Origin of the sequence: Novosphingobium sp. ERW19 (genome assembly GCF_012641315.1) — a bacterium.
Lineage (GTDB): Bacteria > Pseudomonadota > Alphaproteobacteria > Sphingomonadales > Sphingomonadaceae > Novosphingobium.
Genome location: NZ_JABAIC010000007.1, coordinates 56974 through 74383 on the forward strand (window position 1 = coordinate 56974; position 17410 = coordinate 74383).

Annotated in this window: 16 protein-coding genes; 9 read left to right on the forward strand and 7 right to left on the reverse strand. The window is 66.1% G+C overall.

Annotated elements, in window-relative coordinates; genetic code table 11:
• Positions 1 to 137: 137 nt before the first annotated feature.
• From HGI46_RS14305 to HGI46_RS14315, 3 genes are all read left to right on the forward strand, one after another.
• Positions 138 to 1160, forward strand: a complete 1023-nt coding sequence (locus HGI46_RS14305; protein WP_118075072.1) for an NADP-dependent oxidoreductase — start codon at positions 138 to 140, stop codon at positions 1158 to 1160.
• The gene (locus HGI46_RS14310) at positions 1150 to 1881 is read left to right on the forward strand and encodes an SDR family NAD(P)-dependent oxidoreductase (protein ID WP_168904776.1); all 732 of its coding nucleotides are present in this window, start codon (positions 1150 to 1152) and stop codon (positions 1879 to 1881) included. Before HGI46_RS14305 ends, HGI46_RS14310 begins: the two co-directional genes overlap by 11 nt.
• A 67-nt stretch (positions 1882 to 1948) precedes the next feature.
• Positions 1949 to 2860 carry a helix-turn-helix domain-containing protein gene (locus HGI46_RS14315; RefSeq protein ID WP_168904777.1) on the forward strand — a complete coding sequence of 304 codons (912 nt, stop codon included), beginning with the start codon at positions 1949 to 1951 and terminating at the stop codon, positions 2858 to 2860.
• Here HGI46_RS14315 and HGI46_RS14320 read toward each other — a convergent pair.
• From HGI46_RS14320 to HGI46_RS14335, 4 genes are all read right to left on the reverse strand, one after another.
• Complete coding sequence (locus HGI46_RS14320) at positions 2857 to 4053, reverse strand: SRPBCC family protein (protein WP_168904778.1); 1197 nt, start codon at positions 4051 to 4053, stop codon at positions 2857 to 2859. The two genes, HGI46_RS14315 and HGI46_RS14320, sit on opposite strands and share 4 nt — an antisense overlap.
• 169 nt (positions 4054 to 4222) lie before the next feature.
• Positions 4223 to 5632, reverse strand: a complete 1410-nt coding sequence (locus HGI46_RS14325) for an aromatic ring-hydroxylating dioxygenase subunit alpha (protein WP_168904779.1) — start codon at positions 5630 to 5632, stop codon at positions 4223 to 4225.
• A 160-nt stretch (positions 5633 to 5792) separates the two neighbouring features.
• Complete coding sequence (locus HGI46_RS14330; protein WP_168904780.1) at positions 5793 to 6320, reverse strand: VOC family protein; 528 nt, start codon at positions 6318 to 6320, stop codon at positions 5793 to 5795.
• A 10-nt stretch (positions 6321 to 6330) separates the two neighbouring features.
• Positions 6331 to 7092, reverse strand: coding sequence for an SDR family oxidoreductase (locus HGI46_RS14335; protein WP_118075077.1), 762 nt, complete (start codon positions 7090 to 7092; stop codon positions 6331 to 6333).
• 142 nt (positions 7093 to 7234) lie between these two features.
• Between HGI46_RS14335 and HGI46_RS14340 the strand changes: the two genes are divergently transcribed.
• From HGI46_RS14340 to HGI46_RS14355, 4 genes are all read left to right on the forward strand, one after another.
• Positions 7235 to 8041, forward strand: coding sequence for an SDR family oxidoreductase (locus HGI46_RS14340; RefSeq protein WP_168904781.1), 807 nt, complete (start codon positions 7235 to 7237; stop codon positions 8039 to 8041).
• Positions 8042 to 8138: 97 nt separating this feature from the next.
• Entirely contained in the window at positions 8139 to 9341 is a 1203-nt protein-coding gene (locus HGI46_RS14345; protein WP_168904782.1) for an AAA family ATPase, read from the forward strand.
• Positions 9342 to 9424: 83 nt separating this feature from the next.
• Positions 9425 to 10516, forward strand: a complete 1092-nt coding sequence (locus tag HGI46_RS14350) for a ParB/RepB/Spo0J family partition protein (protein WP_168904783.1) — start codon at positions 9425 to 9427, stop codon at positions 10514 to 10516.
• A 382-nt stretch (positions 10517 to 10898) separates the two neighbouring features.
• Entirely contained in the window at positions 10899 to 12164 is a 1266-nt protein-coding gene (locus HGI46_RS14355; RefSeq protein ID WP_240946784.1) for a replication initiator protein A, read from the forward strand.
• 479 nt (positions 12165 to 12643) lie between these two features.
• Here HGI46_RS14355 and HGI46_RS14360 read toward each other — a convergent pair whose 3' ends face one another.
• From HGI46_RS14360 to HGI46_RS14370, 3 genes are all read right to left on the reverse strand, one after another.
• On the reverse strand, positions 12644 to 13600 hold the full coding sequence (locus HGI46_RS14360; RefSeq protein WP_168904785.1) for a hypothetical protein: 957 nt from the start codon (positions 13598 to 13600) through the stop codon (positions 12644 to 12646).
• Between the two features lie 101 nt (positions 13601 to 13701).
• Positions 13702 to 14427 carry an anti-sigma factor gene (locus HGI46_RS14365; protein WP_168904786.1) on the reverse strand — a complete coding sequence of 242 codons (726 nt, stop codon included), beginning with the start codon at positions 14425 to 14427 and terminating at the stop codon, positions 13702 to 13704.
• Positions 14424 to 14912 (reverse strand): RNA polymerase sigma factor, encoded by a 489-nt coding sequence (locus tag HGI46_RS14370; RefSeq protein ID WP_118075872.1) that lies wholly within the window; start codon positions 14910 to 14912, stop codon positions 14424 to 14426. Before HGI46_RS14370 ends, HGI46_RS14365 begins: the two co-directional genes overlap by 4 nt.
• Before the next feature lie 86 nt (positions 14913 to 14998).
• Here HGI46_RS14370 and HGI46_RS14375 point away from each other — a divergent pair, with 86 nt between their 5' ends.
• Entirely contained in the window at positions 14999 to 16261 is a 1263-nt protein-coding gene (locus tag HGI46_RS14375; protein ID WP_240946785.1) for a S8 family serine peptidase, read from the forward strand.
• 110 nt (positions 16262 to 16371) lie between these two features.
• Positions 16372 to 17268 (forward strand): PRC-barrel domain-containing protein, encoded by an 897-nt coding sequence (locus HGI46_RS14380; RefSeq protein WP_168904787.1) that lies wholly within the window; start codon positions 16372 to 16374, stop codon positions 17266 to 17268.
• The last annotated feature ends 142 nt before the right edge of the window (positions 17269 to 17410 follow it).

Sequence of the window (17410 nt, forward strand, 5' to 3'; positions counted from 1 at the left end):
CCGCTCAGGGACGATGGCTCACCTTCTTCATCCACCGCTGCGCTGATCGAACCAACTGCGACTTGTTACAGGTGCATGTGCCAGTGCATCATCCATCCTTGCCGTAACGTTCGGACGAGAATCCGGGAGAGATCACCATGACCGTCAATCGCCGCTTCCTGCTGGCCCGTCGCCCCCACGGCACGCCGGTGCCAGAGGACTTTTCCCTTGTCGAACAGCCAGTTCCCTCTGCGCCCGAGGGCGGCTTCGTCGTGCGCAACTGCTATGCCTCGCTCGATCCTGCACAGCGCGGATGGATGGACGATGCGCCCAGCTACATGCCGCCGATCCCCCTGGGCGATCCGGTTCGCGCCACCACGGTCGGCGTGGTCGCCGCCTCGAACTCGCCCGATTTCGCCGTCGGAGACTGGGTCCTGGGCATGAACGGGCTCGAGGACTACTCGGTCAACGGCGCCGGCGGCTTTACCATGAAGGTCGATGTTGCCCAGGTCGATTCGCCATCGCGGTTCCTCTCGGCGATGGGCGCGGTCGGCCTCACCGCCTATTTTGGCCTGATTGATGTGGCCAAGCCCAAGCCCGGTGAAACGCTGCTGGTTTCAGGCGCCGCAGGGGCGGTTGGCTCGGCAGTCGGCCAGATCGGCAAGATTCTCGGCTGCCGGGTCATCGGCATCGCCGGCGGCGCGGAGAAGTGCCGCCGCCTGATCGAGGACTACGGCTTCGATGTCGCCATCGACTACAAGAACAAGTCGGTCGACCAGCTCGCCGCCGAGATCCGCGCTGCCGCGCCGAACGGGGCGGATGTCGTGTTCGAGAACGTCGGCGGCGACGTGTTCGATGCCGAACTGCTCAACCTCGCCAAGCATGCCCGCATCGTGCTGTGCGGCTTGATCAGCGAATACAATTCCCCCGCCAAGGTCGGCGCGCGCAACCTCTGGTCGATCCTCACCAACCAGGCCACGCTCTACGGCTACCTGATCATGGACTACGCCCCCCGCTTTGCCGAAGGCGGCGCGGTCATGGCGGAATGGATGGCGCAAGGCCGCCTGCGCATCGACGAGGACGTGCAGCACGGCCTCGAAAATGCCTACGATGCCTTCATGCGCCTGTTCAGCGGGGCCAACACCGGCAAGCTCGTGCTGAAGATTGCCGATGGCCTCTGATCGCCCCACCTCTGATCGCCTGGCGGGCCGCAAGGCCATCGTCACCGGTGCAGGCTCGGGCATCGGCGCGGCCACGGCGGCACGCCTGCGCGCCGACGGGGCGCAAGTCTTCACCGCAGATGTGCAGGGTGATATCGATTTCACGGCCGACCTCACCGCCCCCGACGCCAATGCCCGGCTTGTCGAACAGGCCGTGGCGGCGATGGGCGGGCTCGATACGCTGGTCCCCTGCGCCGGGATCAGCGCGTTCCACCCCCTCGAAGGCCATGACGACGCCTATTTCCTGCGCGTGATCGAGGTGAACCTCGTCGCCGTGTTCCGCCTCGTGCGCGATGCCGTGCCGCACCTCAAGGCCGCGGGCAATGGCCGCATCGTCACCATCGGCTCCACCACGTCGAGCCACGGCGACGAGGGCCTCAGCGCCTATTCCGCCTCCAAGCACGCCGTGCTCGGCTTTACCAAGTCGGTTGCGGCGGAACTCGGGCCGTTCGGGGTGACGGTGAACTGCGTGCAGCCCGGCGCCATCGCCACGGCAATGACCGCGCCCGCCTTTGCGCAGATGCCCGAATTCCGCACCTTCTGGGAAAACAAGGCCCCCTTGCGCCGCCTCGGCCAGCCCAAGGACATCGCCGACGTCATCGCCTTCCTGTGCAGCGACGATGCCCGCTTCATGTCCGGCCATGGCGTGTGGGTCGATGGCGGCGCCATGGTCCGGCACTAAAACCCGTTCAGGCCGTTCCTTTTCCAAAGCCGGTCAAGGGCTTGGGCCAGGGGCAGGAACGCAGTTGATGAAGGTCGCGGCATTCGATGAAGGCAGCGCGCGGGCCGATCCGCCGGCGGCCATGCGCATGGATTACTGGAAGCCCTCCCCCAGGCTCGAAGGGCTGGTGAGCGGCTACCACCTTTACGCCGTCGCGCCGCCGCAAGGGCAGGTCCACAGCGATGTGTTCCAGCCGGCTTGGTTCAACTTGCGCATTCTGCTTGATCCCCAGACCCGCTGGCATGTGCGTTACGGTGGGGGCGAAGCCGTGCGCGTGCCCGATGTCGCGCTGTTCGGCCCTTCGTCCACGGCCTGCTGGTCGCAAAGCGATGCCGGCACCGTCGTCGGCGCAGGGATCACCCCGCTGGGATGGGCGCGCCTCGGCAGCTGCTCCGCTGCCAAGATCGCCAATCGCGTCGTCCCTGCGCGCGACATGCTGGGCGAAGATGTCGAAGCTCTGGCCCGGCACCTGCGCAACGCGGCGCCCGGCGCGGTCCCTGCAATCTTCGATGCCTGGCTGATCGGCCGGATGGGCATGTCCCACCGCGACGAGGACACGATTGCCCGGATCTTTTCGGCCCTGCTCGATCCCAATCTGCGCACGGTCGGCCAGCTCTCGCACAGTCTCGGCATTGCCTCGCGCCAGCTGGAGCGCCTTTGCCTGCGGGCGTTCGGTTTTGCGCCCAAGCTGCTGCTGCGCCGCGCCCGCTTCCTGCGCTCGCTCCATGCGCTGATCCGCGGTGGGCCGGGCCGACGCGCGCTCGCCATCGACGCCGGCTACACCGATTACTCGCACTTCATCCGCGAGGCGCACGAATTTCTGGGCATGAAGCCCACGCAGTTCCTTGAAGCCTGCGGACCGATGTTCACCCGCTCGCTCCAGTTGCGCCAGGCCGTGCTCGGCGCACCGGCCCAGGCGCTCACCCGCCCGGCCGCCTAGGCCTTCATCACCGGCATCGGCGTGCTGCCGCTTTCGTCGAGGTAATAGGCGATCCACTTGTGGAAGAACTGGTTGCCCGGCTCGTTCCGGCCAAAGGTCTGGTGCGTCATCGCCCCGGATTCCAGCCCGTTCTGCACTTTCAGGCCAAGGAAGTAGTCCTCCTCCTCCACCACGTCGAAGAAAAAATCGCACATCTGGTCCAGCGCGGCGAGGCCTTCCTCCGTCTCGGGCTTCACCGGGAAGATGTAGTTCATCACCGTGGTATTCTGGTTCGCCTTCGGCCCCGGGAACAGCTGCGCCAGCTGGCCCATTTCGGGCGCAAGGAAGAAGCTCATGTTGGGGAACAGCATGCGGATGAAATCATAGCCGTTGTTCTCCTGCCGCCCCCACTCCTCGCGCGGCAGCTCGGCCAATCGGGTGATTGAATTCTGCGGAAAGCCCAGCCGGATGTGCGGCCCGAAGCCTTCGTAATTCGCCCGGTTCGAAGGGCTGCGCGTTGCCACCGTGTTGGTGTGCGCGGCCTGGAAGTGGTAGCCTTCAAGATAGCCGTCATAGGCCACCTTCCAGTTCGCGCCCTGCATCGCGCGCGCCTTGTGGAAGTACCACGTCTCCAGCTTCAATGCGGCAAAGTCCTCGTACATCCCGCCCATCCACTCGACCGCGTTGATCGGCAGGCCGCCAGAGTCCTTGGGTGTCAGGATCACGAAGATCAGCCCCGCCGCCTCGTCGCAAGGCAGCTCGGTCATGTTCAGCGTCGAGCGGTCGACATCGCCGAACGTGCTTGCCTCGGCAATGCCGATCAGCTTGCCTTCGTTGGAATAGGTCCAGCCGTGGTACTGGCAAGCAAAGGCCTTGCAATTGCCCTTGCCCTCCTGGGCCAGATGCATCGCGCGGTGCTTGCACACATTGAGGAACGCGCGCGCCTTGCCGTCACGCCCGCGCGTGATCAGCACCGGCAGGCCCATCACCTCCATCGCCTTGTAATCGTTCACGTTGGGCAGTTCGATACTCAGCGCCAGCATCAGCGGCAACCGCTTGAAGATCCGCGCGATCTCCGCCTCGAAGCGCTCCTCGCTGAGATAGTCGGCCACCGGCACGCGCATCGTCCCGCTCGCCATGTCGGTCGTCCTGGTCTCGACGAAGTGGAGCATGCGCTCCGCCGCGCGGGCGTACTTGTCGTAAAGTTCGGTCATCTGGGGCAGCCTTTCTTTATCCAATTCCGGCTCGGCTGAATGCCCACCCCGCTGCGACCAGGTTCGCTACGCTCTCCAAGTCTCGCGGCCCTCCCGCTTGCGGGAGGGCAGGAGCAGGTCTTTCATCTCCCCTCCCGCAGGCGGGAGGGGTCGGGGGTGGGCAAATCGCTCAAGCGTTCAGGTAAGTGTCGAGCGTCTGGTGGATGTGGCGGATGCGCACTTCTTGATAGTCGGCGAGTTCGACGGCCTGGTTCTTCGAAACCTTCAGCCCTTCGTGGCACAGCGCCATGTTCTCGCTGTCCTGATCGAGCACCGCGCCCAGCACGCCGAGTTCGGGCGCATCGGCCCAGATCTGGTCGTCACCCAGCATGTGCATCGGCACGCCCGCCGGCCGTTCTTGACCTTCCGGCACCCGCGCAATCACGCGCACTTCCATCAGGCACTTGTCCTGATCGGGCCACGGCCGCCAGCGATAGACGATGTTCGGCATGAACCCGCCCCACGGCGCGAAGTTGGGGAACACGTTGTAGACCAGCGCATCCAGCAGCTCGCTTTCCGAAACGCCCGAATAGTCCCCGCCGAACTGCTTTTCCGAAACCTCGCGCATCTTCGCGCCCAGCGCGGCGCGGGCGCTGCGCCCTTCCGGCACCGTGATCGCATAATTGTCCTTGTCCGCATCGTAGTTGTCGGCGCTGCGGCCGTTGTACTTGCGGAATTCATCGATGATCCGCTGCTGCGGCCAGTGCTCGGCCTGCGCCTGTGCCTCGATATGCGGGCTGACCACGCCGAACGGGGTGTAGTTCACGTTCACGTGGTCGCCCAGCACATGGTAGGCGGCATTGGCATCGCCGGTGAACGGCATCAGCTGCGGGTGCGTGACATAGGCGTGGTAGCTTTCCATGAAAGCCTCCATCGCGATCTTCCAGTTGGCGGGGATGACCTTGGCCACCCAGGCCACAGTCACGCACTCCTCGTGTTTCCAGCGCTTGAAGAACTCGGGCAGCGGGGCGAGATATTCCTCGATCGTCGGCCCTTCGGCATTGTCGCGCACGAAGATGTAGCCGCCCCACTGCGCCAGGCTCGCCTCGGGCAACTGCATCTTCGCGTCGGTCAGGTGGGCAAAGTCCCAGCGGCAGGGAATGTTGCGCAAGGACCCGTCAGGGTTCCACGAAAAGCCGTGGAACGGGCAGAGGAACTGCTCGGCACTGCCGCTATCGGTCTTGAGCTTGCGGCCGCGATGCAGGCAGACGTTGTGAAACGCCTTCACGCTGCCATCCTCCTGCCGCACGATCAGGTAGGATCGCCCGGCATTGTCGTAGGTCACATAGTCGCCGGGCTCGGGCAGGTCCTCCTCGCGCGCGGCAAACTGCCACACCGCCGGCCACATCTTCTCGCACTCGGCGCGGAAGAATTCCGGGCTGTGGTAACGCGCAGCATCGATCGGCGCAGAGCCGAGATACTGCGAACGGTCCTCGGCCATGAAGGCAGGCGGCTGCACCTCGTCCGCCGCCAAAATGTCCTCCCAGCTGGTGCCGGGGCATCGTGCGCGGTCGAAGGCGCCGGGATCGCGGTCGGCCATCGTGTTCCTCTCTCCTCTTTGGGTGAGAGAACGATGTCACGACAGCGGCCCGGCGGGTTTGACCAAGGTCAAGAAAAAGCGCCCCGAACCCCTGCGCTTTTGGCTAGTTCGCGCATGTTTCCCCGGGGAAACGAAGCTAAACATGCAGACTTGCCGGTTTTCAGTCCGGCACAATCACGCCCACGCCTTCGCGCCACACCGGGCGAATCTGCGGGTCGTCGTAGATCTCCATGATCTCGAACACGTTGCCGAAGAAATCGCGGCAATAGGTCGCGGCATAACCGCTCTTGCGCCCCTGCTCGTCCATGGTCACGCCCGCCATCGAAGGCGGCGCATGGACGCGGATGCCTGCGTCGAGCAGGCGCTGGTAGCAGGCCTGGATATCATCCACCTGCACCGCGAAGTGCGTGTAACCATGGTGGTTAACCCCGCGATTCGGGTCCTGTTGCTCCGGCGGAGGCGCTGTGTACTCGAACACCTCGATATGGGCATTGCCAAGCCGGCACATGAACTGCCGCGCCGCGCTGCCCTTCAGCCCGATCACCTCGTCGATGAAGGGATTGTCCCGCCATTCCAGTGGCGGCCCCACCTCGACCGCGCCCAGCAAGCCGAGGTAGAAATCACGCGCCTTGTCGAGATCGGGGACCGAGACCCCGATATGCTGGATCCCCTTGGCCCCGATGCTCATGGCAGGTTCCTCAGAATTGAACGCGCTTGGTAAAGCCGCCATCGACAACCAGATTGGTTCCGGTCGTATAGGACGATGCCGGGCTGGCAAGGAACACCACCGCCTTGGCCACTTCCTCCGGCCCGCCGAAACGGCCCAGCGCGAAACCGGCTTCGACCGACTTGTACAGCTCGGGCGCGGCACCTTCGATCACGTCCCAGCTGCCGCCGGTGAACTTGATCGGGCCGGGCGAGACGGTGTTGACGCGAATGCCCTTCGGCCCCAGCGCCTGGCTGAGCTGCCCCGCATAGACGATCAGCGCACCCTTCAGCGCATTGTAGCCCTGCGGCACGATGAAGGTTTCGAGCCCTGCGGTCGACGACAGGATCACCACCGAAGGCGCAGACGACTTTTCCAGGTACTGCTCCAGCACCTCGATGCCGATCACCGAACCCATGATGTCGTGGTCGAGGCCCTTCTGCCAGTCGCCGGTCTGCCCCGAACCCGAAGTCGAGATCATCGGGATGAAGATGTCGCAACCGCCCAGCTTTTCAGCGGCATCGGTCAGCCAGGCGCGATAGGCATCGTGACCCTGATCCATGTCGAAGGCCGAACCGAAGACCTTGCCGCCATGCTTGCCAAGGCTTTCCGCCGCTTCGGCGACCTGTTCGGGATTGCGCGAGCAGAACGCGATGTCCGCACCTTCGGCGGCGAGCAGTTCCGCAGTCGCCCGCCCGATGCCGCGGCTGCCGCCGGTCAGGATCACCTTCTTGCCCTTGAGTCCGAGATCCATCAGTCAGCTCCTCTATCCCGTGCAGAATCTGTTGCAGCGTTCTTGAAGGCCGTGGCAATGCCAAGCCACTCCCCTTTTGAACAGGAAATGCCGCGCGCCGTGCGGTGGTAGCCAGTCGCCAAAGCAATTGGGAGCAGTGGAAATGAAGCGTCTCGAAGGCAAGACCGCCGTGGTGCTGGGCGCCAGCAGCGAAGGCAACATGGGGCAGGTCATCGCCCGGCGCCTGCTTGACGAAGGCGCGCATGTGCTGGTTTCGGGCCGCAAGGAGGCCGTGCTGGCTGACTTCGCCGCGCAGACCGGCTGCGCATGGGCGCCGTGCGACATCACCGACGAGGCCAGCGTCAACGCCCTTGCCGATACGGCTTCGGAAAAGCTCGGCGGCATCGACATCGCGATCAATTCCACCGGCTGGGGCTTGCTCAAGCCCTTCCTTGAAGTCACCCGCGCCGAACTTGACGCGATGAGCGCGCTGCAGCTGGTTGGCCCGCACCAGTTCTTCCAGGCGATGATCCGCAAGATGGCCCGTTCCATGGGCGGGCGCGGCGGCTCGCTGATGACGATCAGCTCGGCCACGGCCACGATCATGCTCAACGATCACGCCATCTACATGGGCACCAAGGCCGGCACCGATCATATCGTGCGCTGCATCGCCCACGAATTCGGGGCGGAAGGCATCCGCGCCAACTCGATCTCGCCGGGCCTCACCGATACGCCGATGAATGCCGAGGCAAAACAGGTCCCGGGCCTGTTCGAAAGCTTCCGCAATGCCTATCCGCTCGGCCGCTGGGGCACCTCGGAAGACGTCGCCGCCGCCGCCGTGTTCCTCGCCAGCGACGAATGCTTCATGACCGGGGAAAACCTGCAGGTGAACGGCGGCCTGACCTTGCGCCGCAACCCCACGCGCGAGGAAATCAACGCCGCAGTCGCCAAGGCGATGGGCGAAGGTTGAGCGCTTTCGCCCCGTTCTTGAGATGTTTCGCTTGGCCGTTGCACGATTGAAGGAAATCGGTTAACCCATCGCCCAAACAGCTTCAAACAGGCGGGCGATGTCTGATCAGAATTCAATAGTCAGCCAGATCGGCGATCTTGCCTCAGCGGGCGAGAAGATGATCGAGCGCCTGCGCCGCAAGGCTTTCCTGCCAGACAGCCGCAAGGGACTCAACGTCCGTGTCGGCATTGCCGAGGCGGCGCAACTGCTCGGCTGCTCGACGAATCGCATCCGCATGGCCGAGGATGACGGCCGCCTCCCCCCGCCGCCTTCGGGCGAAAACGGGCGGCGGCTGGGCTATTCGATGGAAGAGCTGATGCACATGCGCGAAGTGCTGGGCGCCTCCCCTGCCCGCGCACCGCTCGACGTGCCGGCGATCATCGCGGTGCAGAACTTCAAGGGCGGTGTCGGCAAGTCGACCGTCACCACCCACCTCGCCCACTATTTCGCGGTGCAGGGTTACCGCGTGCTGGTGGTGGACTGCGACAGCCAGGCCACGACGACGACGCTGTTCGGCTTCAACCCGCACTTCAACATCACCCGCGACGAAACCCTTTATCCTTATCTTTCAATCGACCCGACCCAGACCGACCTGCTCTACGCGGTCAAGCGCACGCCCTGGCCCAATGTCGACCTGATCCCCTCGAACCTCGAACTGTTCGACGTGGAGTACGAACTTGCCGCTTCGGGGTCTGATGGCCAGTCGGTCCTCGCCGCGCGCTTCCGCAAGCTGAAGGCCGGGCTGCTGGACATGGCCCGCGATTACGACGTGGTGATCCTCGATCCGCCTCCGGCGCTGGGCACGATCTCGCTGGCGGTGATGCAGGCCGCCAATGCGCTGCTGGTGCCGCTGGCCGCGACCACGCCCGATTTCTGCTCGACCGTGCAGTTCCTCTCGATGATGGACCAGGTCATCGCCCAGCTGATCGAGGCGGGGATTGCCGTGGACTACAGCTTCGTCCGCCTGATCTGTTCCAAGTTCGATGGCGGCGATCCTTCCCACGAAATGGTCCGCACCATCATGGAGCAGACCTTCGGCCCCGCCCTGCTGCCCGTGCCGATCCTCGAAAGCGCCGAGATCAGCCACGCGGCGCTGCGCATGATGACGGTCTATGAGCTGGAAAAGCCGATCGGCACGCCGCGCACGCACAAGCGCTGCCGCGCCAATCTCGATGAAGCGATGGGCCAGATCGAACAGCTCGTCCGCGCCGGCTGGGGCCGCGTCGCTCCGGCCCGAGAGGAGGACGTGATCCATGCCTGACCGTCTTGGACCCAAGTTGGAAACACCTTTCCTACAAGCCGCCGTTCACTTTATGTTCCGCGCTTTTCGCAACGAGGTGACTTATGGCGCGTAAGCAGTCGGACTATCTCGCAAGCCTTCTGGCCGACGAGGAAGTGCTTGAAACAAAATCGGAAACTGCCGAAACTGTGCCTTCAGAGGCAGTGGCCGAATCGGCAGCCCCCTCCCCTGCCCCGGCTCGAAATGAACGTCTGCGCGGCACCACCTTGCTCGGCCGCGAAAGCGCGCTGGCGCGTGTGGCGAGCGGCGAAGTCCGCCAGGTCACGCAGCTCCTGCTCGATCCGGCGCGGGTGCGGGTGTGGAAGGGCAATGCCCGCTCCTACGAACACCTCTCGGTCGATTCCTGCCGCGAGCTGATCGATTCGATCATTGCCGAGGGTGGCCAGAAGGTCCCTGCCGTGGTCCGCCGCATCGATGGCGATCCGGACCATGACTTCGAAGTCATCGCCGGCACCCGGCGGCACTGGTCGATCTCGTGGCTGCGTTCGCACTCGTATCCCGAGATGCAGTTCGTGGCGCAAGTCGCCCAGCTTGATGACGAAGCCGCGTTTCGCCTTGCCGACCTGGAAAACCGCGCCCGCAAGGACGTTTCGGACCTTGAACGCGCCCGCAACTATGCGCAGGCGCTTTACGATCATTACGGCGCGCACCTGACGCGCATGGCCGATCGGCTCAACCTGTCAAAGGGTTGGCTGTCGAAGATGCTCAAGGTCGCCTCGCTGCCTGACGCCGTGGTCGCCGCCTTTGCCAGCCCGGCCGACGTGCAGCTGAAGCCCGCCTACCCCCTCGCCCAGCTGCTCGACAATCGCGAGCTGGCGCCGGCGATCCTGCGCGAGGCCAAGGTCCTTGCCCGCCTGCAGGAAGAGCGGCGCAAGGCTGGCGATCCGGCGATTGCCGCCAATGATGTCGTCGCCCGCCTGATGGCCGCAGGCACCGTCAAGGCCGATGGCCCACCACGCGAGATCGTGCTCGAAGGCCGGGGCGGCAGGCCCGCCATCACGGTACGTTCGATCAACCGCCAGGGCGTGACCCTGCGCTTCCACGCCGGATCGGGCATGCACCTCGACGCCCTTCTCGAACTGGCGCGCGACGCGCTCGAACAGCTCGAGGACGAGGGGCGGAGCATCCTGCTCTGATGGAAAACGGGGGGAGGACAGCGGCGACCGAAAAGTGTTTCCCCGGGGAAACACTTTTCGCACACGCGCCTTCCCTCTCGATCCGGACCAATGTTTCCCCGGGGAAACGAGGCGGAGCCGAGTTCAGCGCAGCTAAACATTTTTTGCAGAGGGTCCTTCGTCAGGCTCAGGCTGCGCGGAATTCAGGGTGGTGGCTGCAGGAACGGGCTCTTCCCACACCCGCACCGCCCCCCCTCACCGCTCATCCTGAACTGGTTGAAGGATGCCCAACGCGACCTTGCGTTCACGGTGTTTCCCCGGGGAAACATCTCAAGCACGCACCGATAGATCCCACACCACAAAAATGTTTCCCCGGGGAAACACCCGCGAAAGCCCCCTCCCCTTGAACCGCGCCAAGCCCACCCGGGCCACACCTTCGGGCGACCAGTTCGACCTGTTCCTGCCCTATGTGGCGGACATGCCGATGCGCGATCAGCGCGAGATGATGGAGCGGCCGTTCTTCAGCCTTGCCAAATCGAAGCGCGTCAAGCCGATCGACTACACCTCCCCCGATGGCAAGCTATGGGTCCACGTTTCGGCCAGCCCCGACTATGGCATGGCGACGATCTGGGACGCCGACATCCTGATCTATTGCGCCAGCGTTCTGGCCGACATGGCGCGGCGCGGCGTGAACGATGTGCCGCGCAAGCTGAACCTCATGCCCTACGACCTGCTGCGCGCCATCGGCAGGCCGACGACCGGGCGCGCTTACGAACTGCTGGGGCAAGCGCTTGACCGTCTGGTGGCGACCACGATCAAGACCAATATCCGCGCCGAAAACAGACGCGAGGCGACCTTCTCCTGGCTCGATGGCTGGACGCAGCTGGTCGATGAAAAGACCGAACGCTCGCGCGGGATGACGATCGAACTGTCCAACTGGTTCTGGGAAGGCGTGATGATGAAGGGCGGCGTGCTGTCCATCGACCGCGCCTATTTCGACATCACCGGCGGGCGCGAGCGCTGGCTCTACAAGGTGGCGCGCAAGCACGCGGGCGGGGCAGGGGAGGAGGGCTTTGCCATCTCCATGCCGACCCTGTTCGAGAAGTCCGGCGCCGAGGGCGAATACCGCCGCTTCAAGTTCGAGATCCTCAAGCTGGCCGAGAAGGACGCGCTGCCGGGCTATGGCCTCAGCGTCGAGACCGCCAAGGGCGGCGAGCCGATGCTGCGCATGCGCCGGATCGACGGGAAGGACGGCGCGGGCGAGGTGGGGCAGGGGACTGGCGGCGTGGTACGACAGCCCGAGGCAGAGCGCGCTTCGGCACCGTCCACCAGCAGCAAGTCCGCAGAACCCGCACCTGTCGGCGGTACCTCGCCCTCGGGTGTTTCCCCGGGGAAACATTCTTCTCCGACCGAAACCTTCGATGCCTCGTCCCTGATCCGCAAGGCCGTGAAGGGCCTGAGCGACAACGCCAACCGCGGGTTCATGACGGACGACACCATCGCCCACTTGCGCGAAACGTGCCCGGGCTGGGACCTTCACGCGCTCCACGCCGAGTTCGAAGGCTGGGTCAATGCCGACGCCGCGCGGCTTCCGGCCAACTGGCAGAAGGCCTTCATCGGCTTCGTCAAGCGCCACCACGAGAAGCACGGCCACACCCTGCGCCGCTGATGGCCCGCCTGTGACCACGCCGGTCACCGCGCATGCCGTTCCGAAAATGTCGTGTTCGTCAGGTGCGTCCGTTCCCGAAGTGTCGGGCATGGTAGCAGGGTGTTTCTCGCGGATTTTGCGCAAGGTCGCTTATCCACCGAATTTGAACCTCCTTGTTTGAGTTCTGTTGGAAAGTGATTCAATCCCACCACCCCACCGCACCCCTGATCCGGTCCATCGATCCATCGGGAACGCGCCTGTCCGGACTTTCGACCTATCGGGAACGCCCTTTCGATCCATCAGGAACGCAGCGCCGATCCATCGGGAACAGTTCGCCGACACTCCGGGAACGCGGGAGAGGGCGCGAATCGCGGCGAAATGGCGAGTCGGGGCAGGGCGCGGGGCGCTTAACCTGTCTAACCCAATCTAAAAGCCTCTAACCCTTGGGGAAGCTTCGCTTTGTTTGGAAGACAATGGGATGGGGTCCTGAGGCGCTGGCCTTAGTAGAGATCGGCAGCGAAGGGGGCGGCGGCGATCGGGGTGCAGGCGTAGGGCTCGAACATCCCGTTGGAGCGGGCGAGGCCGCCGCTTTCGAGCTGACGCAACAGCTTGCCCGCGCCGGCCTTGGTCATGCCGAGGGCCCGGCCGAGCTGGGCCGGGGTCAGTTCGCCCAGACTGACGAGCAATGCCCAGGCGCTGCCGAGCCGGGAGTGGGAGCGCAGCTGCGGGAACAGGCCCGCAAAACGGCGCGTGGCCTGCCAGATGCGGTCAAGATCGCGGGCGGCCTCGAGCATGGCCTTGAGCAGGCCGTCGCTGGCGGCATCGCGCCGCTTGGCTGCGGAGAGATCGGCCCGGAACAGGCGGCGGCGGGCCAGGGCGGGCAGGGGAATTGGCGGGACGCAAAGCGCGAGGGCTTCGGGACGGGTCAGGGCGAGGAGGTTGATCGCCCAGCACGGGCTGAGCGCGGTGGCGCCGAGCGCATCTTCGCCCGCGCCCAGCGAGTAGCGGTGGTGCTCGATCAACGCGAGCAGACGCTCCAGCGGGTCTGTGGGGAGGCGATCACTTGCGAGGGTGGCGATGACCGCTTCGAGCTGGGGGAGGCTCTGTGCCTCGATCGTGGCGGCCTGGCGGGCCTCTGCAGCCAATGGGGCGACGGCGATGCGCCGGACGGTGCGCACGGCCTCTGCCAGCGGCGAGGCGGGCGAGGGGAGGATGCGCGCGACGAGGCCGAGGAAAGCATCGCGCTCTGCCGCGCATTCCGCGCCGACGAGCCGGGCGCCAAGCGTGATGCCGCGATCTTCGCGATAGGCGGCCCAGGCTTGCGAGAGCTGCCGAAGCGCCAGCGATTGCTGCATTTCCGGGGTGTAAAGCCCTGCCGGGCCGAGGTGCGTGCGGACCAGCGCGTCAAGCTGTCCGCGGCGGAAGGCGAGGGTGAGGCGGGAGGGATCGTATGCCACGGCAGGGGCAAGGGTTAGCGCGGCAAATCGCAGGCGTCAACGAAAGGGATACCAAACCTGGACTTTGGTATCCTATCATGATGACCGGATTTGCCGGAAAATCAGGGGCTGACGCGCCACCCCTTGCGCTGCGCGGCCAGCTCCTCTTCGGCGCTCAACGCGGGGCCGTTCGCCATGGCCTGCGCGGCGGCAAGGACCTCGCCCGCGCTGCTGGCCTGACGGTACTGCCCGGAGGGCGCGCCGGAGCCGGCGCCGGAGTTGGTGCCGGAGTCGGTGACTGGGCTGCGGTTGCGCAATTGCCAGCCTTGTGCATCGCGGCAGGCGATGGCGGCGCCGGCGGCGCGTTCGAAGGCCCGGCAATAGGCGCCGCCTGCATCGCGGAAGCTGAGCAGGACGCGCACCGGGGCATCGGCCTGTTGCCCGGCGACGAGCTGGCTATCGAGCGCGCTGGCGAGCTGGGCGTCGGCATAGCCTGCCCGGTCTGCATCGGCAGGCGGACGCAGGGTGAGGGCAAGGACCAGCGAGGCGGCAAGCGCGGGGCCGGCGAGCCATGCCCAGCGTGGCGGGCCCTTGCGGCGGGCGCGGGCCTCGGCAAAGTTGACGACGGTGTCCTGCGGGGCCTTCAGCAGCGCGGCGAGGTGATCTGGCACCGGTTCTGCGGCAATGGGCGCGAAATGCGCGCCAAGGCGATTGGCGAGAGCGCGGTGCGCGGAAACTTGCCGTTCCAGCGCCGGGTCAGCGGCGATGGCGGCGGACACGCGGGCGTGATCGGCTCCTTCGAGTTGGCCATCGGCAAAGGCGGCGATTTCTTCGGGGGTGGGGTTCATGCCGCTTCTCCCAGCAGGGTCATCAGGGCATCGCGCCCGCGCACCAGGCGCGAATTGAGTGTGCCGACCGGGCAGCCGACGATTTCCGCCGCTTCCTTGTAGGACCAGCCTTCGACCATCACCAGCAGCACCGCCTCGCGCTGTTCATCGGGCAGGCGGGCAAGCGCGCGATCCATGTCGGCCAGTTCAACGCGGGCTTCCTGCCCGCCCGAGGCGCCGACGCCAAGGCCGGCGTCCTCGACCACGAAGGTTTCGCTGCGACGCGTGCGGGCGCGGATTTCGTCAATCCAGATATTGCGCATCATCCTGTACATCCAGCTGTCGAGCCGCGTGCCCTGCTGCCACTTGCTGCGCGAGCGCAGGGCGCGTTCGATGGTCATCTGGCAAAGATCGTCGGCCTCGCCCGTATCGCGCGACAGCCCGGCGGCAAAGCGCCGCAGACGCGGAAGCAGTGCAAGGATGCCATCGGCGAAGGGATCGGCCAGTGTCGTTACCTTTCTGATGGATAGAACGGGTGGCGTCGTTCGTTTAATCCGTGTGACAGCGATAATATGGCAATAATTCCATGAACATGAAACGCCTGACCCTTTCCCTGATCGCACTGGGTGCCGTGGCGACGCCGCTGGGCGCGCAATTGGCGCTTCCCGACATGGGGCAGGGGGCGGCGGGGCGCACGCTGGGCGGAGTTGGCGGCACGCTGGGCGATACGGTTGGCGATCTGGGGGTCCAGACAGTCGGCCAGACCGTGGGCAGCGTCACCCGGACTGTGCGGGGCTTGGCCGAGGCTCGGCTGGACCGGCTCGACAGGCTGGCGCGCGCCAACCGCAAGCTGATCGAGAAGGACGCGGCGGGCGATCTGGCCCGGCGGGGGGAACTGCTGCTGCTGGACGGCGGTGCAGATGCCATTGCCACGGCACAACGCGCAGGCTTTGTCGTGCTTTCGCGCGAGCGGCTGGACGATCTTGGGGTTGAAGTGGTGCGGCTGGCGGTGCCTTCGGGCATGGGGCTGGCACGCGCGCAGGGCGTGCTGGCGCAGGCGCTGCCGGGGGCGACGATCTCCGCCGATACGCTGCACTTTCCGGGCGGCACTGCGTCGGGCAGGGCAGGGGACGCGGCGGGGGGCGTAACAAGGGCCATGCCGCCGATTGCCACGCCCGTTGGCGTGATCGACGGGGGCGCGACCCCGGCGCTGAAACCTGCCGAAATGCGCGGCTTTGCCCGTGGTGCGCCCAAGGCCAGCGATCATGGCAGCGCGGTGACCTCGCTGCTGCAGTTCGCCGGGGTGCAGCGCGTGCTGGTGGCCGATGTCTATGGCAGTGACCCGGCGGGCGGCAACGCGCTGGCCGTGGCCAAGGGGCTGGACTGGCTGGTGGGCAAGGGCGTGAAGGTGGTATCGGTCAGCCTCGTCGGCCCGCCCAATCCGCTGCTGGCGCGGGCGGTGAAGGCGGCGCAGGGCAAGGGCGCGGTGATCGTGGCGGCGGTGGGCAACGATGGCCCGGCGGCGCCGCCTTCCTATCCCGCATCCTACCCCGGCGTGATCGCGGTGACGGCAGTGGACGGGCGCAACCGGGCGCTGATCGAGGCGGGGCGGGCGCTGCACCTCGACTATGCCGCGCCGGGGGCCGACATCGCGGCAACCAATGCAGCGGGGCGGCGGGTGAAAGTGCGCGGCACGTCGTTTGCAACGCCGCTGGTGGCATCGCGCGTGGCGCTGAAATGGGGCGCAGGCATGGGGCCGAAGCTCGATGCCGAGGCGATCGATCTGGGCGCGCGCGGCCCGGATGGCACTTATGGGCGCGGGCTGCTGTGCACGATCTGCCGGCCTGCGCGATAAAAAATCGAAAAAATGCGGGGGGCGTGAATTAAAGCGGCGAGCCCATCCGTTTTCCTCGTGAAGGGCCGTGCGAGAGGCGGCCCTGCAGAGATTGAGGAAAGGAAATCACGATGCGCAAGTTCCTGATCGCTTCGACCGCCATGCTGATCGCGCTGGCTCCTGCCGCACAGGCCCAGATCCTTGGGGGCGGGGGCATCGGCGGTGGATTGGGTGGATCGCTGGGCGGCACGCTTGGCGGCTCGATCGGTGGCAGCACCATTGGCCGGACCATGGACAGCGTCGACAGCACGACGCGCAGCACTGTCCGCAGCACCACGCGCGGCTCGGCCGATGCCACGGGACGCGCTTCGGCCAGCAAGTCGGTCGACCGCAAGAGCGGCAAGGTTGGCGCGCAGGGCAGCGCCGACGGTTCGCTGACCGGCAGCCTTGGCCAGACGCTTGGCAGCCCGGCCGGAATGACCGGCACCCGCGCTTCCGGCTCGGCAACGGGCGGGGCTTCGGGCGGGGCGAATGCGCAACTGATCGGCACCGATGCCGTGCGTTCGACCGCTGGCGACGTGGCGGGGACGGCCCGCAGCACGGCGCGCGGGGCAGTTGACGGCACCCGCAGCACAGCGGGTGCGCTGGCGACGACGGGGCGCAGCGCCGCGGGCTCTGCCGCCGGCCTGGCGAGCGGTTCGGCGAGTGGCGCGGCCAATGGCGCGCTTTCGGGCGGGGCCGGATCGCTGGCGCTGGCCGGCAGCGCGGCCTCTTCGGCGCAAGGCGCGTTCTCGCTCAGCAAGGGGATGAGCGTGCTTGGCCCCGATGGCGAAAAGATCGGCAAGATCCGCGAGGTGATCGCCGACAGCCGCGGTCAGGTCCAGTCGCTGCTGGTCAAGGTCGATGGGCAAAAGGCCCTGCTGCCCGCCGCCAACTTCAGCGGCAGCGGGAACGCCGTCGTCTCGGCCATGGGCGAGGGCCAGATCAAGCGCGTGGCGCAGCAGCAGGACGCCGCCGCGCAGGATTGATGTAAAGGCAGGCAAAACACGCTGAAGGCGCGGTCCCGGGGAAGGGCCGCGCCTTTTTTGCGTGGGGGGCGTGGCCGGATCGGTGCAAGCTGCGTTTGCTCTGGCCGGAAGGGCATGGCATCGTGGCAATCCGATGGTGGTG